General features: G+C 70.2%; 27 protein-coding genes. 10 read left to right on the top strand and 17 right to left on the bottom strand.

Annotated features, from left to right (window positions below; genetic code table 11):
• Positions 1-203 precede the first annotated feature (203 nt).
• A complete protein-coding gene (locus AB0C46_RS23495) occupies positions 204-443 on the top strand; it encodes a chaplin (RefSeq protein ID WP_362830041.1) in 240 nt (79 codons plus the stop codon).
• 134 nt (positions 444-577) lie between these two features.
• Here the strand turns inward: AB0C46_RS23495 and AB0C46_RS23490 are convergent, their stop codons facing one another.
• Positions 578-847, bottom strand: coding sequence for a hypothetical protein (locus tag AB0C46_RS23490; protein WP_362830040.1), 270 nt, complete (start codon positions 845-847; stop codon positions 578-580).
• Positions 848-1,166: 319 nt separating this feature from the next.
• Between AB0C46_RS23490 and AB0C46_RS23485 the strand changes: the two genes are divergently transcribed.
• Positions 1,167-1,895 (top strand): class I SAM-dependent methyltransferase, encoded by a 729-nt coding sequence (locus AB0C46_RS23485; protein WP_362830039.1) that lies wholly within the window; start codon positions 1,167-1,169, stop codon positions 1,893-1,895.
• Positions 1,896-2,044: 149 nt separating this feature from the next.
• On the opposite strand, the gene AB0C46_RS23480 is transcribed toward AB0C46_RS23485, so the two are convergent.
• Together AB0C46_RS23480 and AB0C46_RS23475 are read right to left on the bottom strand one after the other, a co-directional pair.
• Positions 2,045-2,959, bottom strand: coding sequence for an MBL fold metallo-hydrolase (locus tag AB0C46_RS23480; RefSeq protein ID WP_362830038.1), 915 nt, complete (start codon positions 2,957-2,959; stop codon positions 2,045-2,047).
• 184 nt (positions 2,960-3,143) lie between these two features.
• The gene (locus AB0C46_RS23475; RefSeq protein ID WP_362830083.1) at positions 3,144-3,482 is read right to left on the bottom strand and encodes a helix-turn-helix domain-containing protein; all 339 of its coding nucleotides are present in this window, start codon (positions 3,480-3,482) and stop codon (positions 3,144-3,146) included.
• A 145-nt stretch (positions 3,483-3,627) separates the two neighbouring features.
• Between AB0C46_RS23475 and AB0C46_RS23470 the strand changes: the two genes are divergently transcribed.
• Together AB0C46_RS23470 and AB0C46_RS23465 are read left to right on the top strand one after the other, a co-directional pair.
• Positions 3,628-4,368, top strand: a complete 741-nt coding sequence (locus tag AB0C46_RS23470; RefSeq protein ID WP_362830037.1) for a class I SAM-dependent methyltransferase — start codon at positions 3,628-3,630, stop codon at positions 4,366-4,368.
• Positions 4,369-4,474: 106 nt separating this feature from the next.
• Positions 4,475-5,377, top strand: coding sequence for an aminoglycoside phosphotransferase family protein (locus AB0C46_RS23465; protein ID WP_362830036.1), 903 nt, complete (start codon positions 4,475-4,477; stop codon positions 5,375-5,377).
• Between the two features lie 155 nt (positions 5,378-5,532).
• On the opposite strand, the gene AB0C46_RS23460 is transcribed toward AB0C46_RS23465, so the two are convergent.
• Complete coding sequence (locus AB0C46_RS23460; protein WP_362830035.1) at positions 5,533-6,003, bottom strand: SRPBCC family protein; 471 nt, start codon at positions 6,001-6,003, stop codon at positions 5,533-5,535.
• Entirely contained in the window at positions 6,000-6,755 is a 756-nt protein-coding gene (locus AB0C46_RS23455) for an alpha/beta fold hydrolase (RefSeq protein ID WP_362830033.1), read from the bottom strand. The genes AB0C46_RS23460 and AB0C46_RS23455 overlap by 4 nt, the downstream gene beginning before the upstream one ends.
• Positions 6,756-6,817: 62 nt before the next feature.
• Between AB0C46_RS23455 and AB0C46_RS23450 the strand changes: the two genes are divergently transcribed.
• The 3 genes from AB0C46_RS23450 to AB0C46_RS23440 all read left to right on the top strand — a co-directional run bounded on the left by AB0C46_RS23450 (position 6,818) and on the right by AB0C46_RS23440 (position 9,287).
• Positions 6,818-7,408, top strand: a complete 591-nt coding sequence (locus tag AB0C46_RS23450) for a TetR/AcrR family transcriptional regulator (RefSeq protein WP_362830031.1) — start codon at positions 6,818-6,820, stop codon at positions 7,406-7,408.
• A gap of 168 nt (positions 7,409-7,576) precedes the next feature.
• The gene (locus AB0C46_RS23445; RefSeq protein ID WP_362830029.1) at positions 7,577-8,251 is read left to right on the top strand and encodes a hypothetical protein; all 675 of its coding nucleotides are present in this window, start codon (positions 7,577-7,579) and stop codon (positions 8,249-8,251) included.
• Between the two features lie 184 nt (positions 8,252-8,435).
• Positions 8,436-9,287: an endo alpha-1,4 polygalactosaminidase gene (locus AB0C46_RS23440; RefSeq protein WP_362830027.1), complete on the top strand. Its 852-nt coding sequence runs from the start codon at positions 8,436-8,438 to the stop codon at positions 9,285-9,287.
• A 245-nt stretch (positions 9,288-9,532) separates the two neighbouring features.
• On the opposite strand, the gene AB0C46_RS23435 is transcribed toward AB0C46_RS23440, so the two are convergent.
• From AB0C46_RS23435 to AB0C46_RS23400, 8 genes are all read right to left on the bottom strand, one after another.
• Positions 9,533-10,768 (bottom strand): serine hydrolase domain-containing protein, encoded by a 1,236-nt coding sequence (locus AB0C46_RS23435; protein WP_362830025.1) that lies wholly within the window; start codon positions 10,766-10,768, stop codon positions 9,533-9,535.
• A 431-nt stretch (positions 10,769-11,199) separates the two neighbouring features.
• Positions 11,200-11,589 carry a DUF1048 domain-containing protein gene (locus tag AB0C46_RS23430; RefSeq protein WP_362830023.1) on the bottom strand — a complete coding sequence of 130 codons (390 nt, stop codon included), beginning with the start codon at positions 11,587-11,589 and terminating at the stop codon, positions 11,200-11,202.
• 2 nt (positions 11,590-11,591) lie between these two features.
• Positions 11,592-11,921 carry a PadR family transcriptional regulator gene (locus AB0C46_RS23425; RefSeq protein WP_362830021.1) on the bottom strand — a complete coding sequence of 110 codons (330 nt, stop codon included), beginning with the start codon at positions 11,919-11,921 and terminating at the stop codon, positions 11,592-11,594.
• Positions 11,922-11,980: 59 nt separating this feature from the next.
• Entirely contained in the window at positions 11,981-12,265 is a 285-nt protein-coding gene (locus AB0C46_RS23420; RefSeq protein WP_362830019.1) for a hypothetical protein, read from the bottom strand.
• An 88-nt stretch (positions 12,266-12,353) separates the two neighbouring features.
• On the bottom strand, positions 12,354-13,409 hold the full coding sequence (locus tag AB0C46_RS23415) for a cytochrome d ubiquinol oxidase subunit II (RefSeq protein ID WP_362830017.1): 1,056 nt from the start codon (positions 13,407-13,409) through the stop codon (positions 12,354-12,356).
• Positions 13,406-14,890 (bottom strand): cytochrome ubiquinol oxidase subunit I, encoded by a 1,485-nt coding sequence (locus AB0C46_RS23410; RefSeq protein ID WP_362830015.1) that lies wholly within the window; start codon positions 14,888-14,890, stop codon positions 13,406-13,408. Before AB0C46_RS23410 ends, AB0C46_RS23415 begins: the two co-directional genes overlap by 4 nt.
• Before the next feature lie 388 nt (positions 14,891-15,278).
• Positions 15,279-15,617, bottom strand: coding sequence for a hypothetical protein (locus AB0C46_RS23405; RefSeq protein WP_362830013.1), 339 nt, complete (start codon positions 15,615-15,617; stop codon positions 15,279-15,281).
• A gap of 196 nt (positions 15,618-15,813) precedes the next feature.
• On the bottom strand, positions 15,814-17,073 hold the full coding sequence (locus AB0C46_RS23400) for a LuxR C-terminal-related transcriptional regulator (RefSeq protein ID WP_362830011.1): 1,260 nt from the start codon (positions 17,071-17,073) through the stop codon (positions 15,814-15,816).
• 157 nt (positions 17,074-17,230) lie between these two features.
• Here AB0C46_RS23400 and AB0C46_RS23395 point away from each other — a divergent pair, with 157 nt between their 5' ends.
• Positions 17,231-18,148 (top strand): NADP-dependent oxidoreductase, encoded by a 918-nt coding sequence (locus AB0C46_RS23395; RefSeq protein ID WP_362830009.1) that lies wholly within the window; start codon positions 17,231-17,233, stop codon positions 18,146-18,148.
• A 152-nt stretch (positions 18,149-18,300) separates the two neighbouring features.
• Here the strand turns inward: AB0C46_RS23395 and AB0C46_RS23390 are convergent, their stop codons facing one another.
• Positions 18,301-18,771 carry a lamin tail domain-containing protein gene (locus AB0C46_RS23390; protein ID WP_362830007.1) on the bottom strand — a complete coding sequence of 157 codons (471 nt, stop codon included), beginning with the start codon at positions 18,769-18,771 and terminating at the stop codon, positions 18,301-18,303.
• A 476-nt stretch (positions 18,772-19,247) separates the two neighbouring features.
• On the opposite strand from AB0C46_RS23390, the gene AB0C46_RS23385 reads away from it, so the two are divergent.
• On the top strand, positions 19,248-20,579 hold the full coding sequence (locus tag AB0C46_RS23385; protein ID WP_362830005.1) for a M64 family metallopeptidase: 1,332 nt from the start codon (positions 19,248-19,250) through the stop codon (positions 20,577-20,579).
• Positions 20,580-20,884: 305 nt separating this feature from the next.
• Here the strand turns inward: AB0C46_RS23385 and AB0C46_RS23380 are convergent, their stop codons facing one another.
• Entirely contained in the window at positions 20,885-21,892 is a 1,008-nt protein-coding gene (locus tag AB0C46_RS23380; RefSeq protein WP_362830003.1) for an NADP-dependent oxidoreductase, read from the bottom strand.
• A 183-nt stretch (positions 21,893-22,075) separates the two neighbouring features.
• Positions 22,076-23,599, bottom strand: a complete 1,524-nt coding sequence (locus AB0C46_RS23375; RefSeq protein WP_362830001.1) for a sigma-70 family RNA polymerase sigma factor — start codon at positions 23,597-23,599, stop codon at positions 22,076-22,078.
• Between the two features lie 313 nt (positions 23,600-23,912).
• Here AB0C46_RS23375 and AB0C46_RS23370 point away from each other — a divergent pair, with 313 nt between their 5' ends.
• Positions 23,913-24,797 (top strand): CAP domain-containing protein, encoded by an 885-nt coding sequence (locus AB0C46_RS23370; protein ID WP_362829999.1) that lies wholly within the window; start codon positions 23,913-23,915, stop codon positions 24,795-24,797.
• Between the two features lie 107 nt (positions 24,798-24,904).
• On the opposite strand, the gene AB0C46_RS23365 is transcribed toward AB0C46_RS23370, so the two are convergent.
• Positions 24,905-25,714 carry an alpha/beta hydrolase gene (locus tag AB0C46_RS23365; protein WP_362829997.1) on the bottom strand — a complete coding sequence of 270 codons (810 nt, stop codon included), beginning with the start codon at positions 25,712-25,714 and terminating at the stop codon, positions 24,905-24,907.
• Positions 25,715-25,867 lie beyond the last annotated feature (153 nt).

Here is a 25,867-nt window from a genome sequence, read left to right as displayed (position 1 = left end):
GGCATCACGACGTCAGGGCGTCAGGGCGTCAACCCGGGCGGCCATATCACCTAAAGGTCTGCTCTTCGGGCCCGGTGTCTCTGGAGCGGGAGCCGGTGGGGAACGACAGCGTTGTACGGGCGGCTCACAGCCGTGGCGCACAGCGGTCAACGGGGCTGCAACGCCATGAGCCGCAGTTCCTCCACCAGTTAGGAGACTGACCGATGGCTCACCGGATCAAGAGTGCTCTGGTAACTGCGGGCGCCTGCGCCGTCGTTCTCGGCGGGGCCGGTATCGCCGGTGCCGAAAGCAGCGCCGCGGGTGCGGCTCTCGACTCACCAGGTGTGGTGTCCGGCAACAACATCCAGATCCCCATTCAGATTCCGGTCCACCTCTGCGGCAACACCGTCAACGTCATCGGGCTGTTCAACCCCACCGTCGGCGAACCCTGCTTGACCGGCTGACGCCCGTCGGCGCAGGGTCGGCGCACGGTCGTTCAGGACCGCAGCCGTCCCGGCCGATGCCGGCCGAAGTGACCCTCGGAAATCTCTCCGGGGGCCACTTCGCCTGGGTCGGCACGGGAGGAAGGTGAGCCGGGTCAGGCACCCGCGGCCGGCCGCAGACCCCCCACGACGAAGTCGCCGGTGCGCAGGCCGGCTGCCCGGATCAGGGCGGCGGGCACCTGGACGTCGTGGGACGAGGCACGGCAGCCCTCCACCCGGAGAAAGCCAGATCCCTGCCGCCCGTTCACCATGTCCAGGACCCCGGCCGCCGTGACGACGGGTGGTGTCGAGGGTTCGGCAGCGGGCGGTGCGACGGTGCGGGAAGTGGCAGCGGTGGGGGTGCTGATACGAGTGCTACTGGTCACGGGAGTCCTCTCGGGACGTTGGTATATGGCCGATGGGAAGGGAGCCGGCAGGGAAGGGCGGTGAGATCACGCCCCGCGGGCGGGAAGGCCCGCGGCCGGAGAGAGAAGCTGCGGCATCGCTGGACTGCGGGTGCCGGAAAGTGGTGCTGGATCGCCGGCCGGGAAACGGCGGGCGCCCCAGTGAGGGGAAGCAATCCGCAACGGAGAAGGAGGCACCGGCGCCGGAAATGCGGCGAACACACGTGCGTCTCTCCGGCACGATACCACCACCCTGAGCGGACGCTGCGGTGAAGTGCGGACCGGATCTATGCTGAGGGCGATGTTCGCACCCCAGGGACCCACCTTCCGTGAACTCGCCGTCCAGGCGCTGTCCTCCGTCGAGAGGGGCTATGACCTGCTCGCCCCGAAGTTCGACCACACTCCCTTCCGGACCCCGGACCGGGTGCTGACGCCGGTGTCACGGGCGCTGCACAGGCTCGGTCCGTTCGACAGCGGTCTCGATCTGTGCTGCGGAACCGGCGCGGGCATGGATGTCCTGCGGCAGGTCTGCCGGGAGCGGGTCACCGGTGTCGACATCAGCGCGGGGATGCTCTCCGTGGGCCGCACCCGGGAACGGGCGACCGCGGCCGCACCACGCGTCCAGTGGGTGCGCGCGGACGCACGGGCCCTCCCCTTCGGGCCGGTCTTCGACCTCGCGGCGAGCTTCGGCGCGTTCGGACACTTCCTCCCCCGGGAGCGGCCGGGGCTGTTCGCGCAGGTCCACTCCGTGCTGCGCCCCGGTGGCCGGTTCGTCTTCCCGATCGGGGCTCCTGCCCGGCCGGGGTCGGCCGGCTACTGGACGCTGCTGGCCTTCGACGCGGCGATGCGGGTGCGCAACGCGCTGTGGCGCCCGGACTTCGTCATGTACTACCGCACGTTCCGGCTCGCAGAGGTACGCGCAGAGCTGGTCCAGGCCGGTTTCGATGTGCAGCAGCAAGCTCTCCCGGAGCTCGGCCGCCGGCCCGACGGCAGCCCCCGGTGCCGGCTGGTGGTGGCCACCCGGGCCTGATGAGCGAGCGCGCCGCACGGGCGGACGGCGGGTCCTGGTGGGTGAGCGAGCCGCACGGGCGGACGGCCGGTCCTGGTGGGTGAGCGTCGGCGGCCGTACGCACCGGGGCAGGCGGTCCGTCTCCTTCTGGACCGGCCTGCCCGGCCGCTTCACCAGCGCACTGCGGTGAAATCGATGGGCTGCGGCTGAAGTGTGCGGGTGCGGACCGTCAGTTGCTCAAGACGGCGGGTCATCTCTTCGGCCGGGAGCCGCTTGCGGTCGCCATGGCCGGGCAGCACCCATTCGAAGCACAGCTGATGAGCCGTCCGGGCCAGGGAAGCGGCGAGTTCAGTGATCGAGTACCAGGTGACACTGGCGGCCACCTCCAGGTCGGCTGTGGCGCGCGACCAGTAGAAACTGTCGCCGCTGAAGCAGTACTTCCCATCGGCGAGATAGAGCACGCTGCCACGTGTATGGCCGGGCAGCGGATACGCCGTCACCCCCGCGCCGATCTCCCGCGGGTCGGTGCCCCGGATGAGGTGGTCCGCATCCGGAGCGGCGTCGAGATCGCCCTCGTGGATCCACAGCCGGGCCCCGAACCGGTCGGCGTAGCGGCGGCCGTGTGCGGCATGGTCCCGGTGGGTGAGCAGGACATCGGTGACGGGACCCAACGCCTCGTAGCGGGTGGCCAGTTCGTCACTCCACCGGGGCGTGTCGATCATCATCGTGCTTCCCGTGGGCCGCCGCAGCAGGTAGGCATTCGCCCCCGCCGTGTGGCGGGAGTTGTGGCCGCAGAGATGAACGGTGTCGTCCAGGGCGAGGGGGAAGGGGTCCAGGTCGGGGGTGAGGTGTTGCGCGGGGTGACGGATGGACCGGGTGTGGCAGGCGAAGGCCGCCGCGTACAACTGCCGTTGCTCCGCCTCGCTGCGCGGCTGCCGGAACACTTCCGCCCGCCCGTCCTGCTCGTGGATCACCTCGGGTGCCAGCTGTCGCGCCACGTCGCAGTTGGTGCAGCGCGCATCGACGTACCAGCCCTCACGGGCCCTCTCTTCCGGTACCGCCTCGGGTGACAGGTCGTTGCTCATGGCGGGTCCGTCCTTCCTGATCCGCGTGGGTGTCCTGATGAGCCGGTCGGCGCGCGCCACCACCAGAAGTACCCCGCCGTGCACCAAAAGCGGAAGAGAGGGCAGACCTTGCGCTTTGCGACGGGAACGCCTCTTCCGGTGGGGAAACGGACGCACAAGGTGCGGTCATTTATACCCTTATGGCCTACCTGTTGATGGCCCTTGCGCGCAGACGGGGCGCCCCTCCCTCGCCCTCTCCGGGTGTGAGTAGTTGAGGTAGAGGAAATTGCGGTGAGATTGATCTTGCTGGGTTCGCCTCCTTCGCGAGCGCTTCAAGCTGGCGGAGTACGGCACCCATGCGCAGTTCCTTCAGGTCCGGGATGTGGTGGTGGTAGAGGGTGCCCGGCGAGACGCCCAGCAGCTTCGCGATCGAGGTGATCGAGCGGCCGGGGTCGCGCAGCAGGTCGCGGGCGGCGCGGATCACTTCCTCGGTGGCTGCGGTGGGGCGTCCGCCGACGCGGCCGCGGGCGCGGGCCGCGTCCAGGCCCTCGTTGGTGCCGGTTTTTGAAGGCCCGGGGGGGGCGGTCAGGCGGCGGCCGGTACGCGTGTGATCTCTCGCAGGGAAGGTTGAGCGGCTGTGGGAACGTGCGAGCCTGCCCGGCGGATCGTGTGACTACTAGGCTGCGACGATGCAGACTGCAGATCGGGGCCAGGCGAACGACTACGACAGCTTCGCCGAAATGTACGCGGCGGGGAACGAGAACAGCCTCGCGAACGCGTACTACGAGCGGCCCGCGATGCTGGACCTCGCCGGAGACGTGACGGGCCGTCGGGTCCTGGACGCCGGCTGCGGTTCAGGCCCTCTGACCGCTGCCCTGCGCGACCGTGGTGCAGTGGTCACCGGCATCGACGCCAGCGCCGGAATGCTGGCGCTGGCCAGGAGGCGGCTCGGTGACGACGCCTGCCTGCACGTGGTCGACCTGAGCGACCCCCTGCCGTTCGACGACGACAGGTTCGACGACGTGGTGGCGTCGCTCGTCCTGCATTACCTGGAGGACTGGGGGCCGACGCTGGCCGAGTTGCGACGCGTGCTCCGGCCCGGCGGGCGGCTGATCGCCTCGGTGAGCCACCCTTTCACTGCCTACGCGCACCGGGACCCCCGGCCCGACTACCACGCGACCACCAGCTATACCTTCGACTGGACGCTCAACGGGCAGTCCGTCCCGATACAGCTCTGGCGCCGGCCTTTGCACGCGATGACCGATGCCTTCACCACAGCCGGATTCCGTCTTTCCGCCATCAGCGAGCCGCAGCCCGACCCGGCCGCCCGTGAGCTGTTCCCGGACGGCTTCCAGGAACTTTCGACCCATCCCAACTTCCTGTTCTTCGTCGTCGAAGCACCGCAGTCGGCCATCGGCTCGGGCAGCTAGCCAGTCGCGGATTGCCGTCGGAGCCAGATCCAGAGGGCAGCGGTCACCAGATCCGCCGTCAGGACCGACGAGAGCCGTTTCGCCTGTCCCAGTACAGTGGCTTCGCATGACCGACTCCGAGATCGAGATCACCGCAGACCTGATCCACAACCTGCTGCAGGAGCAGCATCCGGACCTTGCAGGGCTGGCCATCCGCGAGGTATCGGGTGGATGGGACAACCAACAGTGGCGCCTTGGGGACGAGTTAGTCGTGCGCATGCCGCGCACGGAACGGGCTCCGGACCTCCAGCGCAAGGAACGTCGGTGGTTGCCCGTCCTGGCCCCGCGTCTGCCACTCCCCATCCCGACCCCGGTGCGGATCGGCGAAGCGTCCGCGCGCTTCCCGAAACCCTGGACCGTGATGGCGTGGATTCCTGGCGAGCCCCTGGACCACTCCTCGATCAGCCGCAGTGACCACGCGGCCGATGCCCTGGCGGGCTTCCTCACAGCGCTCCACGTGGAGGCGCCCGCTGACGCGCCGATCAGTTCGGACCGCGGCGCCCACCCCAAAAAGTACACGGACGGCTTCGACCACTTCTTTCAAGCCGTTGCACTCGACGGCATCGCCGACGAGGTCCGGGCCGTCTGGGATCACGCCATTGCGGCCCCCGAGTGGGAAGGTCCGCCGGTATGGGTGCACGGCGACCTTCATCCTGCCAACGTCGTCGTCTCGGACGGAACGCTCACAGGCGTGATCGACTTCGGTGACATGTGCGCCGGAGATCCGGCATGGGACCTCGCGGCCGCATGGGTAATCCTTCCCGCGGGCGCCGCCGCACGCTTCTTCGACGCCTATGCACATGCGGACGAGGCGACGATCCGGCGTGCCCGCGGGCTCGCCGCTCTGAAAGGCCTGTTCCTCATGCTGATGGGCCAGAACGGAGACCGGGGCCTTCCTGGCGGCAAGCCGACATGGGGACCCGCAGGCCGGGCAGCGCTCGATCGTGTTCTGCAAGGCAGTTTGCTGTAGGCACGGAGCGGAGCGACGATTCTCATCCGATGCTCGCTGCCAGAACTGCCGCGACGTCACTCTCGCGTCGCTCACGCCGCCCTCCCCGTGGAGACGAACAGACGAACCGGCTGACGGGTCAGGTGTGCGGACTCAGCCCTGGGGAGGCGGGCGATTCAAGCGGCCGTCCGGCAGGCTGCACTCAGCCGGCCGAGGGTCGTGCGCATACCGGCGCGGTTGTGTGCGGCGCGCCGGGCGGCCGGGGTGCCGGTGAAGAGCAGCCCGAGCAGCTCCGCGGTCCAGCGGCGCCACCCGCGGCGACGGCGGTCGATCCAGTACTCGGTGACCAAGGTGCCCTGCGCCGTCGGGGTCAGCCGGTAGCCCCAGCGCGCCACGGGCAGGCCGAATGTGGTGTTGTCGAAGGCGAACTCACGGCCGGGGTCGGCGGTGACGATCCGGCAGGTGGCGAACCAGACCCAGCAGGCCTTCCGGTTGACTCCCACGAAGCGGTCTCCGCGGGACCACACCCAGATGACTTCCGGGCTCCACTCCGTCATCCGCCGGACGTCGGCGAGGGCCGCGTAGACGACCTGCGGCGGGACCGGGACTTCCAGGGATTCCTCCACGCTCCACTCCCGCCCGGTCATCGCAGCCTCCCCTGGGGCGTGGACCCGTGCGTCCGGGCCGTGACGACTGCGGCGGCATCGCGCACCTGCCGAGCGAGGTCCGTCGTATCGGTGAGGCCGGTGAGGTGACCGCACCTCGGCCGGATGATGAGGCGGCCGTCGCGGCAGGCGTTGAGGAAGCGGCCTTCATGGCGGCGGAAGTGGTCGCGTTCGCCGTTCACCAGCCAGACCGGGCCCGGATACGCGGAGAGTGACGCCAGTGGGTCCATCTCCCGTACGGCCGCGATGATGCCCGGCGCGGCCTCGGAGCTCAGACCGCCCGCGACCATGGCGTCCGCCTGGGGACGGGGCAGTGCGCGGCGGAAGGCGAAGGCGCTGAGCCGGTTGAACTCCTCGGGGTGCTTGGCCGCCAGCCGTGCCGCCCCCCGGTAGACGGCGCCGAACGGCCCGTGTGGCAGCGCCGTGCAGCCCATGGCCACCAGGCCGCGCACACGGTCCGGGTGGGCGCCGGCGGCGGCGAGGGCGACATAGCCGCCCAGGGACAGCCCCACGAGCAGTGCACGGCCGCCGAGTTCGTCCACCGCTTCGGCGACCGCCTCCACGGCGCCGGGCATGCTGAACGGTTCCCCTCGCCGTTCGCCGTGGCCCGGCAGGTCGGGCGCCGCCATGGGATGGCGTTCGCCGATGGCTTGGATCAGGGGTCGCCACATCGTGCCGCTCACGCGCATGCCGTGCACGAAGACGAGGGGCAGCCTGGCTTCATTGGGCTCCATGCCCGGCACGCTACCTCAAATGCAACGCAACGTTGCGTTGTTCTTGGTGCTAACCTCTCTTTATGAGCGAGGAGCGGCACGGAACACGGCGCAGCGGCGGCCCACGGAAGGCGCAGGAGATCTTCGATGCCGCGCTGGATCTGCTGGCGGAGAAGGGTTACGAGGGGCTGACCATCGAGGGGGTCGCCCAGCGGTCCGGCGTCAACAAGACCACGATCTACCGCTGGTGGCCGTCCAAGGGAGCGCTCCTGGGTGCCGCACTCATCGGCGGGCGCCAACTCGATTTCACACCCCCCGACACCGGCAGCCTCACCGGGGACCTGGAGGCTCTGCTGCACACGGTGGTGACGCTCCTCACCACGCGACCGGCCTCCGATATCGCCGTTTCGGTACTGGGCGCCGCCACTCACAGCCCCGAACTGGCCGTCCACATAAGGGACTTCTTCGCCGACCGGATCGCGCTGGAGCGGCCCGTCTTCGACCGCGCCGTCGCCCGCGGTGAACTCGCGGCGGACGCCGACACCATGCTGCTGGTGGATCTACTGGCCGGGGCCGCCTGGATTCGGGTCGTCCTCCGCCAACTCCCTCTCGGGGAGGATTTCGTGTCGCGCACCGTCGGCACCGTCCTCAACGGAGCGCGCGCACGGACCTGATGCGGCCTCCGTTTCAATCCCCTTAAAGAGTCCGTTTCACCATCAACTACAACTTTGCCAATTCTTGGTGTAGTTGAATCAGATTTCACACCAGTCTCAAACGTAACAGCGACGAACGTCACACTCGGACTCGTCGCTTCCACAAGGCTGGGCGAGAGGTAACAGCACATGGCAAGAAGCAGAATGATCCGCCACGGGAGCCGGTTGATGGCGCTGTCCGCGGCGTCACTGGGTCTGGTCGCGGCGATGGCCGTACCGGCCGCAGCGGAGGACGGGCCCCAGCGGGAGCAGCTCATAGCCGACTGCGCTTCCGGTGAAGGGAAGTGCAGCTTCAACGAGCCGACTCTCGGGAAGGCGTATCTCGGAGACTTCCGCCAGGTCTCCAACTCCCTGTACAACTGCAGCACATCGGACGCCACACAGTCGATGGGCTGGGCCGACACCGTGGGCTCCACGGACTCGGCAGGTGTCTCCGTCACGGCCGGCGGAAACATCGCCGGTCTGATCGACCTGAGTGTCACCGCCACCTACAGCCACACCTGGTCGAGCTCGCACACCGAGAACAGCTCGCTGAACATGACGGTGAAGCCCGGCGAGGTCGGCTGGATCTCGCGCGCGCAGGTGATGCAGACCGTCTCCGGCACCTGGCAGACGCACTACGACAGCCCGAAGTGGGGGCACTACTACTGGTTCGTGCCGGACACCGTTACCGGGCCCGCGCCCAACGGGACGGACGGACAGAGCAATGCGGTGACCGTCAAGACCCGCAAGATGACCACCGCGGAGAAGAACTCCTGCTCGTCCGAGGCGAAGAAGGGCCAGGCGTTCGTGGTCAAGCGCTGACCACGGCGGCTTCGCGCAGCTGAACGGGGGGCGTGATCCGGTGCCTTCGGGCTCGGGTCCGCAGGATCACAGCCGCCGACCACAGTGCCTCTCGGCTCCCACGGACCGGGAGGCACACTCGGAACCGCTCTGCCGACCGCAGTTGCCGGCGTCCGTGCGCGGCATCCCCGCATAAGCTCCGTCCGTGCACTCTCCACGCTCCCTCGCCGTCGGCGCCCTCGTCCTGATCATGGCGCTCGGCACGGCATGCTCTGCCGACCGTCCCCCGCACACCGCAGGTTCCGGGACATCGGCGCCCTCCCCCGCCGCTCCCACCGCGGTGCGGCCACCGGCCGCGAACGCCGTCTTCGACTATCAGCTCGGCGGCGCCTATCCGCCGCCCGGCACGGTCCGGGCCGTCTCCCGCGACCGCACCGCCGAACCAGCCCCCGGCCGCTACAACATCTGCTACGTGAACGCCTTCCAGGCCCAGCCCGACGATGCCGGCTCCTGGGAGGACGACCACCCGGAACTGCTCCTGCGGGACAAGCACGGAGACCCCGTCATCGACGAGGACTGGGACGAACCGCTGCTCGACATCTCCACCGGTGCCAAGCGGGCCGCCCTCATGGAGATCGTCGGCCCGTGGATCGACGGCTGCGCCAAGGCCGGTTATGACGCCGTGGAACCCGACAACCTCGACTCCTACGAGCGGTCCGACGGCAAGCTCACCGCCCGGCACGCCGCGGACTTCGCCCGGCTCCTGGCCCACCGCGCCCACCAGCGGCATCTGGCGATCGCCCAGAAGAACACCACCGACCTGCTGTCGCAACGGGCCCGCATCGGCTTCGACTTCGCCGTCGTCGAGGAATGCGCCCGTTACGAGGAATGCACCGACTTCGCGACGGCCTACGCCAACCGGGTCTTCATCATCGAATATACGAAGCCTGACTTCACGGCCGCCTGCCGCGCCTGGGGCAGAAAGCTCTCCCTCACCCTGAGCGACCGCGATGTCCGCCCCGCCGGCACCGAGGGCTCGCTCCGCCGGTACTGCTGACAGCGGCCCGGCACCGCCCGGAGCGGAGTGGCCGGCGTGCGGTCAGGCATTTCGGGTGGGGCCCACTGCACGTGCCGGGGCGGTTCCCAGCGTCCCGTCGGCCCCCGTTATCGGCGTGCGGCACCGCAATCCACGGCTCGCCGAGGCGGGCGTGGCCGGCGGCGGCCTTTCTCGTTCGCCCGGCCAGGGGCTGACCGTTGGCTACCGTGGGGTGAGGGCGGGCCTACCGTGCCCCGGGCTCGGTGTCAGTCGTCGATGGCCTGGTAGAGCGTGGTCCAGAAGTCGTGGATGGCCCGCGCCGAATCCGGAGTGGACATCCCGGTCTGGGTGAGCAGGATGCCGACGAGCTGGTTTTCCGGGTCGGCGTATGTAGTGGTGCCGGCTCCGCCGTCCCAGCCGAACTGGCCGATGGGCGCGAAGTCACCACGGTAGGTGCGCACCGCCATCCCGAAGCCCCAGCCGCCGTGCTGCCCCTGGCCGTGTGACAGATGGACGACGCTGCGGGCCCAGTCTTCCCGGGCGGCTCGCTGCTCGGGCGTGAGGCGGTTGGTGGTCATCAGCTCAACGGAGGGCCGGGACAGGATCCGTTGGGTCCCGTGCATCCCGTGGTTGAGCAGCATCTGAAAGTAGGCGTGATAGTCGTCGACGGTCGAGTCGAGTCCACCGCCGCCCGACTCGAACGCCGGAGGCTTGCTGTGGTGTCCCCCGTCGGCCTCGTCCGCCACGATGAACTCTCCGGTCTGCGGATCGGGGGCGTACAGGGGCGGCAGCCGGTCGATCTTGTCGCCGGGCACGTGGAAACCGGTGTCCTTCATGCCCAGCGGGTCGAAGATGCGTTCGCGCAGGAACGTCTCGAACGACTGGCCGGTGACCCTGGCCACCAGCACGCCGAGCACGTCGTCGCCAACGTTGTACAGCCACCGCTCTCCGGGCTGGTACATCAGCGGAAGCGTGCCGAGGCGGCGCATCCACTCATCCGGTTCCGGTGACGGCAGCAACCATTCCTGGCCGTAAACCCCCTGCTCAAAGAATGCGCCCATGATCGGAGAGGTCGGCGCCGTCATATCCAGTCCGAGCCCGAGGGTGGAGGTGAGCAGGTCCCGTACGGTGATCGGCCGCCGTGCCGGCACGGTGTCGTCCAGCGGGCCGTCGGGCCGCTTCAGCACCTGTCGGTCGGCGAGTTCGGGCAGCCACCGGTCTATCGGGTCGTCCAGCCGCAGCCTGCATTCGTCGAGCAGGACCATCGCCGCCGACACCGCGACCGGCTTGGTCGTCGAGGCCATCCGGAAGATGGTGTCCCGGCGCATCGGCGCGCCACCGTCATGGCGCATCGTCCCCATGGCTTCGACATGCGTCTCGTCGCCCCGGCTGACCAGGGCGACGAGTCCGGGAATCTTCCCGGACTCGACATGCCGTGCCAGCACCTCGCGCAGCCTGCGTACCCCTGCTTCAGAGAAGCCGCTGTTGCCTTTACCCCTCATGATTTCCTTCCCTGTAGTGATCGACTTGCAGGCCCCGTCCCGGCCTGGCGCTCATGGACTGTGGAGCTGAGTCTTGGGCCCGTGTGGAGCTCAGCGGCGGCGCCCCACCCGCTGATCCCTGCGAAGCCGAGTCGGCCCCACTCGGCGAATGATCAGCAGAACCGGGCAGCGAGAGGGATTTTCTCGTCGCTGATGCACCCTCGCTGGCGAGCCGCATGTCCAGGCGGAGCGCCCGGGGGCGAAGCCGAGGACGTACGGCCTGGACGGACGGCCTTGGACGTACGGCCTGGAGGCCTGGACGTGCGGTCTGGACGTGCGGCCTGGACGTGCGGAAAGCAGCGGCAACGCGCGCCGGCGAGGGCTCTTTCTGGAGCCGCTGCTCCTCTCCGAAGCCAGCTCATGGGCTGTCATGACGACGCGCTGTGTCGTTGTCAGACTGCCTTGTCTGCTTTTCCGGTGTCCTCGCCGGTGGCGCGCGTGAGGGCGTCGGTCAGCTGCTTCCGCGCACGGGCGGGGACGTAGCCACCCTCCGAGTAGTTCTGGACGAACGCCTCGGCGAACTCCACCGGGTCCTCTCCGACGATCTCGCGGATCGGCGTTCCGTCAACCACGGCCTGTTCGAACAGGTCGGCGAGGTCTTCGAGCATCGACTCAGTGCTGTCGCCCTCGGTCGGCACGAAGTACATCAGGTACCGCTCGATCGCTTCGACCGCCGTGCGGTGGTTCTCGGGAAGCTCCTTGACGCGCGCCTTGTACGCCCTCCAGCGCTTCTTGGGCCCGATCACCTTCGAGATGAAGCCGCTCTTTTCGGCATCAGACATGGCTACTTGCCTCCTTCGTGGAGCTGTTCCAGTCGTTCCGTGAGGAAGCTCCATGTCCTCCAGAACTCTTCGAGGTACTCCCGCCCCTGAGCGTTGAGGGAATACACCTTGCGCGGCGGCCCCTTCTCGGAGGGAACCTTCTCCACGTCGACCAGACCGCGCTGCTCGATCCTGATCAGCAGCGCGTAGATGGTCCCTTCGGCGATGTCGGAGAAACCCTGCTCCCGCAGCCACGCCGTGATCTCGTAGCCGTAGGCCGGCCGCGCGGCCAGGATCGCCAGGACGATGCCCTCCAGCGTGCCCTTGAGCATCTCCGTCACCAGCTTGGCCATGGAACACCTCCTCCCTGAGCTATTCAGTGACATTGACTACCGGTACACCGTAACGCTGACTACCGGTACTTAGCAAGACGGAATAGTGGACGGGCGAGCCGGCACCGCAAGCGCCCAGCACCGCCGTCATCGTCGTCCGGCTCGGCCGCGGGCTGGGTTGCGCAGCGGGCGCAGGCCGCCGCCGGCCGGAGTGGAGGCGCGGGAGCTGTAGCGCCCAGCACGTTGAGGTTCGCGTGCTGGAACGGGGAGAGCCGGGCGACGTCGTCGTTCAGGTCGTACGCCCGTACCTGCCCAGTGACCAGGGAGCCGACCAGCTGCAGCAGGTCCGGCCAGTGCGTGACCACCTCGGCTCACGTCGCCCGGCGCCGTTCCGAAACGCCTCGGGCGTTCCGGTCCTCTCGCCGCCCGTCCCGTGGGCCAGTTGCACCGTGGTCAGTTGTGCTCGGTCGGATCGTCCCGGGCCGGTTCGGTCCGGCGCAGGTCGGTGTCGGAGAGCGGTTCGAGTTCGCCGTGGGTGTCCAGCCAGTACAGGAAGGCCACGGCCGGGCAGACGAGCACCGCGGCCACGAGGGTGACCAGGCCGGTCCAGCGCAGGCTGGCGGGGGCGCCGGCGCCCCCGGCCACGGTCAGGGACGTGGGGATGAGGTAAGGGCGTTGGGCCGCCCCCCAGGCGATGACCGCCGCCGCGACCACGCCGACGGCGGTGACCCGGGACCAGGTACCGGACCGGCGCACTAGCAGCCATCCGGTGGCGAGGGAACAGACTCCGGCCAGGATGACGAGGCCGAGGCCGACGCCGTGGGTGAGCCCGTGCCAGACATGCGGGGCATCGGTCCGGGTGACGGTCAGCATGATGGCCGCCAGTACGGCGAGCACGACGACACTGACCAGAGCCCGCCGCCGGAAGTAGCCGACCAGGTCGGGTGCGCCGAAGCGGGCGGCGTCGGCGGCCAGGAACACGGCGCCGAGGAACGCCGTCGCCACAATGGCGATCAGTCCGAAGAGGAGGGAGGTCGGGTTGGACCAGGCGTGGGCCGAGGCCTCCGTTCCCGGTACCGCCCGGCCCGAGGCGATACCGCCGACGGCCGCGCCGAGGAAGAACGGGGTGAGCAGCGAGGAGAGGGCGAAGACGGCGCCGTAGAGGCGTCGCCCGGCGATCCGGCGGATGGGTTTGCGCAGCGCGAAGCCGGCGCCGCGCAGGACCAGGCCGATGGCGGCCAGGGCCAGCGGCAGCCACATGGCGGAGAACACCGTCTGGAACAGCGTCGGGAAGCCGGTCCACATGATGACGAAGATGAAGACGAGCCAGACGTTGTTGACCTCCCATACGGGGGCCATGGCATGGTCGATCAGCCACCTGGGGCGCGCGCCGCGCGCGGCGCCACCGGCCGTCAGGTCCCAGAACCCGGCTCCGTAGTCGGTGCCTCCGGCGCAGGCGTAGGCGGCCACGGCGAGCAGCAGCACCACGGCGATGACATCGGCGATCACGGCCGGCCGTCCTCGGCCGGTCCGGCCCCGGTGCCGCCGCCGGACGGCGGGTCACCGGCCGGTACCCGCGAGCGGGGCCCGTACGGGGTGTCGGCCTCCGGCTCCTCGGCCCGCTCCCCCGCCGCCCGGCGTGCGTCGGCGAGCCGCCAGCCTGTACGCATCTTGAGCAGCACGGCGAGCAGCGATCCGAAGATGAAGACATACACCACGACGACCAGGCCGAGCATGATCCAGAGACTGACGGGCCGGGTCGGTGTCACCGCCTCGGCGATGCGCATGTGCCGGTAGACGATCCAGGGCTGGCGCCCCACTTCGGCGGTGATCCACCCGCATTCGACGGCGATGACGGAGGCGACGCCCGCGCAGGCGGCGCCGCGGAAGAACCACGGTGAGGTGGGCAGCCGGCGTTGCCGCAGCCAGCACCAGCCGTACCAGAGGGCGAGGAGGATCAGCAGGGAGCCGATCACCACCATGGAGTCGAAGGCCCAGTGGGCGATGGTGGCCTGCGCGGCCGTCGGCCGGTCGTCCGCCGGGACGGAGGTCAGCCCGGTCACCTTGGTACCGGGGGTGAACCCGGCCAGGATGGAGTCGAATTGGGGGATCTTGATGCCGCCGGAGATGCTGCCGTCCGGGTGCAGCCGGCCGAAGATGTACTCGGGTACGTGGGTGTCGGTCCGCCAGACGAGCTCCGTCGCGGCGAACTTCACCGGCTGCTTGTGGAAGACCGACCGGGCGATCGAGTCCCCCAGCAGGAACTGCACCGGGGTGAACACCGCGGCGAGGGTGAAGGGGACGGTGAAGCCGAGCCGGTGGTAGCGGTCGCGGCGGCCGCGCAGCCAGCCGACGGCGTAGACACCGGCGACGGTGTAGCCCGCGGTGATCAGCATCGCCACGACGAAGTGCCAGTACTGCGGCCCGAACATCGGGGTGAAGATCGCCGACCAGATGTGGACGTTCTCGGGCTTGCCGTCGGCGTCGAGGGTGAATCCCTGGGGCGTGTTCATCCATGAGTTGGCCGCCAGGATGCCGAACGCGCCGAGCAGGGCGGCAGCCGGCAGGGGCAGGCCGAGCAGGAAGTGGGTGCGGGGCTTCAGCCTCCGCCAGCCGTAGAGGTAGATGGCGATGAGTACCGCTTCGAGGAAGAAGGCCCATGCCTCCACTCCGAACCCGATGCCGAAGACACCACCCCACGTGCCCATCAGACCCGGCCAGAGCAGCCCGAACTCGAAGGACAGCACAGTGCCGGTGACCACCCCGACCGCGAACTGCACCGCCATCACCGCCGACCAGCGTCTGGCGAGGAGCAGCGCAACGGGGTCGTTCCGGCGGAGGCCGCGATGGTGCATCACCAGGGTGATCAGCGGGAGCGCCACTCCGAGCGGTACCAGAATGATGTGGGAGCCCAAGGTGAATGCCATCAGCTCCCGGGCCGGGAGCAGTTGGGCCGGGGCGTCCGCCAGCAGGGTGACCGTGGTGTGCATGCCTACGTGCCTTCGCTGCTCGGGACGTTCAGGAGAGCGCCGGCCTCGGCATCCACGATTGCCTGCCTCCTCGGTGCACGGGGCCCTGCCGGGGCACAGCGCCGGTCGCGCCGGCTCGTCACACAATCACCGGTGGGCGCGCGGCAGCATGCACGGTGCGGCCGGGTTGGGCCGTTGGGCCGATGTTCTTCGCCCGGTCGGCCCAGCCGACGGCTCGGCGTACTTCAGGAGTTGGTCCGGCGGCGGGCCACCGGCGGGGCCGTGGGCCCACGAACAACGCTCGCGGGCCCACGAACAAGGTTTGAGGGGCCCGGCAGCCCCACACCGCCGAACCCCTCCGCGAGGGGGACCCGCCGGTCTCCCTCGTGCCTTTCAGCCCTTCGCCGCGTTACGCCGTCTCATGACTGGCGTTGCCGTTGATCTTCTCGATCGCCTGCCGGGCCTGTTCCTGCGGGGAGCGGGCGGGCAGCGGCGACACCGTCGTGGAGGCCACGGCGGGCTGCGTCCGCTCCTGCGGCATGGCCTTGGCGTGGGCCGCGGGCGGGCGGATCCGGAGCCGGTGACTGGCGGCCTCGTCCAGGGACACCGGGCGTTTGAACCGGGCAGCCAAGCGGGCGGCGTCCTGACCGAGCGCAGCGACGTCCTCCCACTGCAGACGAACCACCAGAGCAAGTTCGGCGTCTCCGTCGGGCAATGCCTGCAGCTGCGGGATACCCGGGTCAGTCATGCTGCCTCCTCACATCGTGGACCGGTGCCCCAGGGGGCACGGATATGGAGAGATACGCAGCGACACCCGTCACCGTTCACTTCCCGCCGGTGGAAGGTGCGGACCGGCCGCAGGCGGCGTGGCGCCGGCGTGAGGTGTGGATGCGGTGGCGGTCCGGCAGTTCACCGTGCGGACGGGGGGGCGTCCGGGCGGGCGGCTATGCCACGGCGTGGAAGAGGGCCGCTGCCGCGCCCCGTGACTCGACGCCCAGTTTAGTGAGGATCTTCGCGACATGGAACTTCACCGTCGACTCGCTGATGTGGAGTTCCTGGGCGATCGCCCGGTTGCGGTGCCCGAGCGCGAGCCGGGCCAGTACCTCCAGTTCCCGCTCGCCCAGTGCGGTGAGCGGGTCGGGGGCCGGGTCCTGGGACACCCGCAGCGGGATGGTCGCCGACACCGTGGTCCCCCACCCGGGTACCGCGTCGACGTCCAGCCGTCCGTCCAGTACGTCGAGTCGCTCGGCGACGCCGCCGGGGGCAAGGTCACCGTGGGTGAGGGTGCCGGGCCCGTCGTCCCGTACGGTTGCGCGCAGTTCGTCGTCGGTGATCTGCCAGGCGACGTGGACGCGGGTCACCGCCTGCTGTTCCAGGGCTTTCAGCAGCAGCGCCCGGACGATGGCGCGCGCGGTGTGTGCCACGTCGGCGGCCACGGTCCGCGGTGAGTCGGGTGCGCCCAGCTCCAGTCGTACGGGGCTGTGGCGGACGAGCGGCCGCAGGGAGTCGGCGAGCCGGGCGAAGGCCTGACCGGCCGGCTCCTCGGCGATCTGCTGGTCGCGTTCCGCCTCCGCACGCAGGTTCACCAGGGCCGAGACCGCCAGATCCGTCGCGGTGGCGCGGGCCGCCGCATCGTCGAGGGTGCGGCTGCGCAGAACGCCCAGCAGCCCGGTGAGCGCGGCCGAGTAGGCCTCGCCCAGCTCCGCGAGCACTCGGGCCCGGGTGCCGGCGGCGGTCCGCGAGCGGGCCAGCGCACCGGGCATGGCCTCCGCCGCCAGGCGGTCGAAGTGGCTGGTGACCACGTCCCACAGCGCTTGGACGAGGGCGGTGGCCGCTTCGTCGACCGGGGCGGCGTCCTCGTCCCGTACCAGCAGCAGGAGGGCACCGCGGGGTGTCGCCCGGCTCGTCACGACGAGGGCCGGCCGCTCCGCGCCGGCGAGGGTGAGCATGCCCTGCCAGGGGCGGCCGGGGATGCCGGAGGCGAGCAGCGGCGCCAGATCGGCGGTGGACAGCCGGCCGGTGATCTCGGCAGCGCCGTATGTCTTGAACGGTGAGTGGGCGCAGTGTGTGGAGAGTTCAGCGGCGGCCCGGTGCGGCACCAGCTCGGCCAGGACGGCGGAGAGCCGGGGCAGGATCTCGCCGAGTGGCTGGCGGATCACCTCGTATGCGGCGGTGAGGGCGGGCACGGTTCCGGTCAACTGCATGAGCCTCAGCGTAGCCAGGGGCTTCGGCGCAGAGGCTGGCCTTTCGGCCAGGTCGGACTGTCCCGATGGCCGGCGTCGTGCGCGTCCCCAGGAATGAGGCTGAAGGCATCAGCCCATTGCCTCCACGGCATTTCCTGCCTCGAACCGGGAGACCGTTATGCGAGCGATCATGTACCACACCTTCGGCGGCGCCGAGGTGCTCAGCCTCGGGGACACCGACAAGCCGGTGCCCGGACCGGGCGAGGTACGGGTGAAAGTGGTGACGGTCGGCGTCAATCCGCTGGATTTCAAGCGGCGTTACGGATGGGTGGAGCAGTTCTACCCGACGACGTTTCCCGCCGTGCCGGGCCTGGAGTTCGCCGGGGTGGTGGACGCACTCGGCGACGGCGCGGGGGACGAATTCGCCGTCGGCGACGAGGTCTTCGGCCTGACCAGGACCGGTGCGTACGCGGAGTACGCCCTCGCGGGAGACATCGTGCGCAAGCCCGCAGCGCTCTCCTTCGAGGCCGCGGCGACCCTCCCGGTGGCCGGTGAGACGGCACAGCGCGTCCTCGACCTGCTGGGCCTGACGAAGGGCGAGACCCTGCTGCTGCACGGGGCGGCGGGCGCGGTCGGCCAGGTCGCGATCCAGCTCGCGGTGGCCGGCGGCGCCACGGTCATCGGTACGGCGTCCCCCGCCAATCACGACTTCCTGCGCACGCTGGGTGCGCTTCCGGTGGCGTACGGGGCGGGCCTCGCCGACCGGGTGCGGACGGCCGCCCCCCAGGGCGTCGACGCGGTCTTCGACGCGGCCGGGCAGGACACGCTGCCGGTCTCGATCGCGCTGCGCGGCGGGACGACGGACCGGATCGTCACCATCGCCGATATGAACGCCGCCGATCACGGTGTGCCGTTCTCCGCGGGCGGTACGCCGTCGGAGCAGATCCGGGCAGTCATGGCCGCACACGCCCGCCGCGCCGTCGAGGGCAGGCTCGCGGTACCGGTCGTCGCGACCTTCCCGCTCGCCGATGCGGCCAAGGCGCAGGAGCTGAGCGAAGCGGGGCATGTGCGCGGCAAGCTCGTCATCACGGTCTGAGCCCGCGGCGGCCGGTGTGCGGGCCGCTGACGAGCCGCGCAAAGAAGGCGGTGCGCCACAGGCTGGCTGCCTGTGGCGCACCGGGTATCGGAGCGGTGGCCGGTGGGGGAGGCATGGGCGCTGTCTCCCCCACCGGTCAGATCCGCACGGGGTCAGTGACGGTGGCCGTGTCCCCAGCGCACCTGGTCGACGACGCGGCGGTGGTCGTTGCGCAGGGTCGCGGTGTCACGGTTGTCCCAGACGTAGTGGCGCCGGTCCTGGTACACGTCCCAGCGGTTGTCGTGGCCGTGGCCGGTGTGGACGCGGATCCGGCTGTGGCCGGCCAGTCGCAGGTTGCCGAAGCGATAGGTGTGTCCGCTCTTGTCGGACAGGCTCCAGCCCTTGATGTTGACGGGTGTGCGGCCGGTGTTCCGCACCGTCACCCACTCCGCGTTGAGGCTGCGGTTCGAGCTGTCGTCGCGTCCCGGGCTGTCGTACTGGATGGGCCCCAGCACCACTGCGGACCGCCAGCGCTGCGGAGTGTGGCGGTGGTGACCGTCCGCGCTGGCCGGGAGGGCGGCGGTGGCTGCCAGGGCCGCGGAGCCCAGTACAGCCATGGCGACACGCGAAGCGTTACGGAACATCGAACCTCCTGTGGGGGACGCCGCGTTCAGGGCGTCCAGAAACCGGACGCCCGGCCGGTTTGACCGGGCCTCCACAGAGTGACGGCCCGTCATGCCTTGGCGGAAGAAATCCCTGTTGGTGTGACAAAACACGGACATATGCACAACCACACCACGCCAGGCGTGCACGCCCCCGCGCTCGCCCCACCACCCGCAAAACCCCCTACACCTATCCCCGTGCGGCCCTACGGGGCACGGGCCATCCGCACACCGACCGGCCGGCCGACGGACTCAGGAACCGGTCGCCCAAGTCCCCTGCCGACCCCGGATGTTGCTCCAAGGAGGCACCTTCTCTCGCCCTCGGGTGACCCGAACTCAGCTGTCCGGTGAGCCACTCAGGCACCATCCGTTGCCTGGAGCCCCCGGAGCCTTTACGTTGAGCGCGCCTGAATTCACCTCAGCCCGCCCCTATCGGCGGGCTTCGGGAGGAACCCCCCATGCGCAGAAACACCTCCGGACATCACCGCAGACGCACCTCCATACGCACCGCGGTGTCCGTCGGCATCGCCGCGGTGGCGGTGGCCGCAACGGCCGCCGCGGCCACCGCCGAGGGCGCCACCCCGGCCCCGCCCGCCCAACGCACCCAGCACGTCGAGTACTTCAACGGTGCAGGCGGCCACCCACAGCAGACCACCGTCCCGGCCTCGAAGCCGCTCGCACCGTCCGAGAAGGCCGCGATCGCCGCCGGCGACGGCGATGTCTCCTCGGTCGTGCAGAACGGCCCGGTCAACTCCAAGCTCGATGTCGTCTTCATCGGTGACGGCTATACCGCCGCCCAGCAGGAGGACTTCCACTCCGACGTCCGCGCCAAGTGGGCCAAGATCTCCGCCGTGGAGCCGTACGCCACCTACCGCGGCCTGTTCAACGTCTGGGCCGTCGACGCCGTCTCCAACGAGTCCGGCGTCTCCGGGGACCCGACGAAGGACGTGGTCCGCGACACCGCCCTCGACTCCGCCTTCTTCTGCGAAGACACCGAGCGGCTGCTGTGCGTCGACACCGGCAAGGTCGAGTCGTACGCCTCCAAGGCCCCGGCCGCCGACCTCGTCGTGGTCCTCTCCAACTCCACCAAGTACGGCGGTGCGGGCTACAACGACATCTCCTCGCAGGTCGGTTACGACGGGATCGCCACCGCCTCCTCCGACAACGACCAGTCGGACCAGATCGCGGTGCACGAAACCGGTCATTCGCTCGGCAAGCTCGCCGACGAGTACGACTACGGCCAGTCCGGGACCTACTCCGGCCCCGAGCCCGCCCAGGCCAACCTCAGCAAGCTCTCCGCCGACCAGATGACCGCTCAGCAGCAGAAGTGGTACCGCTGGATCGGCCAGCAGTCCCCGGACGGCGGTGTGGTGGGCGCTTTCGAGGGCGGCGGCTACTACCAGTACGGGCTCAACCGCCCCACCGAGAACTCGATCATGCGGACCCTGGGCCGGGAGTTCAACCTCCCCGGCCACGAGGCGATGATCGCGGGCTTCTACCGCTATGCGAGCGTGCTGAGCAGCCCGGTCTCCACCCACCACGCGGTGTCCCGCGGGACCCGTATCCGGGTCACCGTACCCGCCTCCGCGCAGCTGAAGTGGTACGTCGACGGGCGCGAGCACAAGGCCGCGCGCGGCAGCACCGCGGTCCTCCCGCGCACGCTCGGCGTCCCGGCCGACGGCCGCTCCCATACGGTCACGGCCCGGGCCACCGACCGTACGAAGGCGGTCCGTGACCCGGCGCTGCGCAAACTGCTGTCCCGTTCGCTGAGCTGGCACGTCGCGCCCTAGTTGTTGTGTCCGGGGAGGTTGTGGACGGTGATGGCGATCACGGGCATGTGATCTTGAAATGGGTGAGGGCCTTCTGGCCTGGTGGGGATTGCGACATCTGCACCGGCGCGTCCCCAACCTCACAGGGCAATACACCTAGTACGCCCGTACCGCTCCTCGCACACCGCCCCGGTCACCGGGCGGGCCGGTCCATGCGCCCGCCCGGTGACCGGGGCCGAGTGCTCCCCGGGGCGCAGCTGCTGCCGGACTCCTGGGCTGTGGGCGGTCATCGCTGTGGGCGGTCATCGCCGTCAACGGCGGCGCGGTCAGAGGCGCACCAGCATCTTTCCGGTGTTCCGGCCGTCCATCAGCCCGAGGAAGGCCTCCACCGCCTGGGTGATGCCGTCCTCCACCGTCTCACGGAAGCTGATTCTGCCGTCCGCCAGCCAGCCGCCCACCTCTTCGGCGAAGCGCGGCTGGAGACCCTCGTGGTCCCCGACCTCGAAACCGCGCAGCGTGATCCGCTTCTTCACCAGTTCGACCATGTTGCGCGGCCCCGCCGCGTGCTCGGTGTCGTGGTACCCGGAAATCGCTCCGCACAGCGCGGCCCGGCCGTTCAGGTTCAGCGCTTCGATGGCGGCCTCCAAGTGCTCTCCTCCGACGTTGTCGAAGTACACGTCGATACCGTCCGGGGCGGCCTCGGCGAGCAGCTCGCGCACCGTGCCGGACTTGTAGTTGAAGGCTGCGGTGAAGCCGAGTTCGCCGGTCAGATACTCCCGCTTCGCCGCGGACCCGGCGCTGCCGATCACCGCCTTCGCCCCGCGCAGCCGCGCGATCTGCCCGGCCAGACTGCCCACCGCCCCGGCTGCGCCGGACACGAAGACCGTCTCCCCCGCGCGCATGCCCGCGATCTCGGTCAGCCCGACGTAGGCACTCAGTCCGGGCATCCCCAGGACGCCGAGGAACGCGGAGTCCGGTACCCCCTCGATACGCCGCAGCCTGGTGAAACATCCGGCAGGAGCGACCGCCGCGGTACGCCATCCCAGGTCGCTGAGCACCAGATCCCCCGGCGACAGACCGGCCGCCCGCGACACGACCACCTCACCGACCGCTCCACCCGTCATCGGCCGGTCCAACCCGTAGGCCAGGCTCCCGGTGTCCGCGGTGCTCATCAGGGCCCGCATATAAGGGTCCACCGAGAGGAAGGTGTGACGGACCCACACCTCACCTTCGGCCGGTGCCGGTAACTCCCGCTCCACGAGCCGGAAATCCCCCGGCACCGGGCGCCCCACGGGGCGTGCGGACAGGTGCCACTCGTGCACGGTGTCGGTCATGCGCTGTTCTCCTTGTGCGCGACGGACTGCTTCTCCGTCAGGGGCAGCGCTACCGGCCCCCGGGACATTCCGCGGCCTGCGGTCTGCGGTATCCGCGGACTCCGCCCCCTGCACGACCACGCGGCAGACGACGACGGGCGGGCCGCCAAGGGAAAGGCACTTGCCCTCCCTCGGCGGCGAAGGTCAGCGCGGTGCCGCGAGGTCCTGGGTCCACCAGGGCCCGCCCGCGCCCTCGACGATGCCGATTCCGACTTCCGTGAAGGCGCAGTTGAGCAGGTTGTCGCGGTGCATGGAGTCGCCCATCCAGTCGTTGACCGCCCCGGCGGCGGTCCGCCGGCCGCGGTCGAGGTTCTCGCCCCAGCTGCTCCAGCGGTATCCGGTGGCGGTGATCCGCTCGTCGGGGCCGGTGCCGTCCGGGGTCTCGTGCTCGTAGTACTGGCGTGCCGCCATATCGGCGGAGTGCCGCTGCGCCGCGGCGTGCAGTCGCCGGTCGATGCGCAGCGGCCCGCAGCCGGCCCGCGCCCGCCGCTGGTTGATGAGTGCGGTGGCCTGCTCTTCGAGGTCGGGCGGGGTGGCCGACGGGGTGGGGGTCGGTGAGGCGGACCGCGTGGGGGGCGTGGTTTTGGAGGGCGATGGGGTCGGGGTGGGCGTGGGGGTGGGTGTGGGGGTGGGGCGCGGCGAGGGGGTGCGCTCGGCCACGGTGCGGGGCGCCTTCGGCTCGTCCTTCTGTTTGTCCGGGGCCGTGTCGGGAGACCACCACACGGCGGCGCTGACGGCCACCGCGAGGGTGGCGGTGCCCGCAACGACCGTGCCCTTCTTCACCCGGGGCGGCCGCTTCGGCAGGTGGTGTGCGCCGGACGCACCGGACGCGTGGTGGGCGGATGCCGAGGTCGCCTGCACGGTCGCGGCGGCCGGGGCGGGCAGGACGGTAGGCGGAGTGAGGTGCGCGGGCAGCGGCAGCAGGGCGAGACCGGCCAGCAGGCCCTCGGCGGGCAGCAGGCCGGTCCAGTGTCCGGAGCAGGCCGTGCAGCGGCGCGCATGGCGGGCTATTCGCTTGCGCCAGAGGGCGCAGGGCTCGTGGTTCCAGGTTTCCGTCAGCCGGGACAGTTCGGGGCAGGGGGGAGTGGCCGAGAGGGCGCGGACCACGACGCGGCCGGCCTCTAGCTGTTCCTTCATCCGCTGCACACGGACCGCCGCATGGCGGGAGTCGATCCCGACGGCGGCGACCAGCTCCGGCCTGGAGATCTCGCCGGCGGCCTCCAGCCACCACAGGGACAGCAGCGCCCGGTCTCCCTCGTCCAGCCAGCGGGTGGCCGCGGCCACTTCACGGCGCTGGCCGGACAGCCCCAGCTTCAAGATGGTCAGGTCGACGAAATCGGCGGAGCGGTCGGCCTGTTCCGCCGCCTGGTCCAAGCCGACGACGGGTGTCTTGCGGGCGGCGGTCCACCGGCGGCGTACCTGGTTCATGGCGATCGCCACCAGCCAGGAGCGGAAGGATGCCGGCTCCCGCAGGTCGGCCAGTGACTCCAGGACGCGCAGCATGGTCTCCTGCACCACGTCGTCGACGTCCGCATGGCCGTCCAGCGCGCGCCCCACGACGTTGTAGATCAGTGGCAGGTGAGCGGCGACCAGCTGCTCCCGGGCCGCTTCGTCACCGGCCTTGGCTGCCTCGACGGCCTCCGTCCCGTTTTCCTGCTTCACGCCCATTCGTTCCCGTTCATTCGTGCGTACCCGAGCCCCCGCACACAGGAGATCCCGCGCGCTCGCCGTGATAACAGAAAAAACCTACGTGCAACCGGAAGAGCCGCGGTCACCGGCCGACGCCCGTGGCGCGCTCCAGGGGCCCCGGCCCGCTCACGCAGCGCGGAAACCGGCCTGCTGACGGCCCACGAAAAAACTTTTCGCACTTTCCGTTATCGGGCGCCGGCCCCGTGGTCTCCCATGTGTCGGCCCGCAAGGGCAGCGGTTCCCCCGGGCTCCGCGGGCCGGCGGATCCCCATCCCCCACAGGAAACGGAACCATGAACAACGACCACCTTCAGACGGAGCGCCACGACGAGACTCCGGCCGGCAGCGGCCGCGGGGCGGGCAGCCGCACGGGAGGCCGGCACGGGCGGACCAGCGGCCTGCACCGCGCCGGCAGCGCCCCCCGGCGCAAGGCCACCCTGCTGGCGGTGGCGGCAGTGGTCACCGTGGGCGGCGCGTCCGTGGTGCTGATACGCCCGGACTCCGGAGCCGACCGGGCGCTCGCGGCGGATGCGTCCATGCCGTCGGCGCCCACGGCGAAGGTGTCCGCCTCCTCGACGCCGGCGACCTCGCCCTCGCCCAAGCCCCACAAGCCCTCGGCCTCCCCGTCCAAGGCCAAGAAGCACGCCAAGCGGCACGCTTCGCCGCGGCCGCGGACCAGCCGCCCCGGCAGCGGCACCGGTAGCGCCAAGCACACCGCGCCCCGTACGCCCCGCCCCGATTCCGGTGTGGGAACCACCACGCCGAACGGAGCGCAGGCCGCGTCGGGCACCGCCGCGCGGTTCGCGCAGAAGGTCGTCGAGCTGGTCAACGCGCAGCGGGCGCAGCACGGTTGTGGCCCGCTCACCGTCGATCCCCGGATACAGAAGGCGGCACAGGCCCACTCGGACGACATGGCCGCCCGCAACTACTACGAGCACAACACCCCGGAAGGCGTCGACCCCGGTACCCGGATGACCAAGGCCGGGTACCCGTGGGGCAGCTGGGCCGAGAACATCTTCAAGAGCCCCAAGGACCCGGCCACGGCGCTGGACGGCTGGATGAAGAGCCCGGGCCACCGCGACAACATCCTGAACTGCTCCTACAAGGCCACCGGTGTGGGCGTCAATCTCAGCGGCAACGGCCCGTGGTGGACACAGGACTTCGCCACCCACTCCTGAGCGGCGCGCCGGCCGATCGATGCCCCGGGGCGTCCGCCGGCCGGCTCTTTTTCCCAGCGGTACGGGCCGGTTTCGGCCCGTACCGCTGGGCCCGCGGCGCCGGAAGCTCAGCTGCCCGCCGGGGCGAAGGTCCGGTCGAGGAAGCCGTCGAGGCTGCGGCGGGCCGCCGCGCCGTGTGGGCCGGCGAAGATCTCGGCGGCGTGGAGGGTGCCGGGCAGAACCGTGACCTCGGCCTCGGGGAAGCTGTGGGCGACCTCGCGCAGCCGCCCCTCGTCGGAGAGCGGGTCGTCGGCGGTGCCCAGGAGCAGCAGTTCGCCGTCGTAGGACGTGCCCTTTCCGGCGGAGTAGCCGCCCAGCGAGGCGAGTGGACTGATACCGGCGACGCCGGCCGGGCGGTCGGTGCGGTCCGTCAGCATGCCGAGCATGAGCGTGCCGCCCATGCAACCGCCCACCCACGCCACGTTCGTGGCGCCGCGCGAGCGCAGCAAGCGGGTCGCTTCGGACACGGTCCGGCGGCGGTCCCCGCCCCAGTCGAAGGTGACCACGTGATAGCCGCCGGCGGCGAGCCGCTTGGCCTCGGCGGCCCATTCACAGGCGTCACCCCAGGAGATGGGGGCGAAGACCACCCCGCGGGGCCCGGTGCCCAGGGTGACCAGGCGGCCGTCCCCCGAGGAACCGGGCGGGCGGTACGCGGTGGCGCCGCCGACGCCGTGGAAGCACGACGGCAGCCGGTCCGGTGTGGCGCTGAACTCTCGCACTGCGATGGTTCCTTCCTCGGTGGAGCGTCGGTTTTCCGCCATCGCGCTCCCCTGTGGGGCCGTTACCGCGTCACGGCCGGCACAGGCAGTGGCGCTGGTCAGGGCCAGAAACAGGACCGCCGTCATGGCCAGGGCACGTCTCGGCTCACGCTTGAACATGGGAGAAGCATAGAGAGAAAGCATTGGAAAAAGCTATATTGAAAGATAGATGGAAAGCTTTTCACAGCGCCCACATCTGGCAACCACACAGTCTCCCCAGGTCAGAACGTGCCTGTGCGGAGGGTGGGATATCTTTGTACTGAGCATCGGGTA

Origin of the sequence: Streptomyces sp. NPDC048637 (genome assembly GCF_040650675.1) — a bacterium.
Lineage (GTDB): Bacteria > Actinomycetota > Actinomycetes > Streptomycetales > Streptomycetaceae > Streptomyces.
Note: the sequence above shows the minus strand (reverse complement) of the source record. Positions and strands in the feature narration are given on the sequence as shown.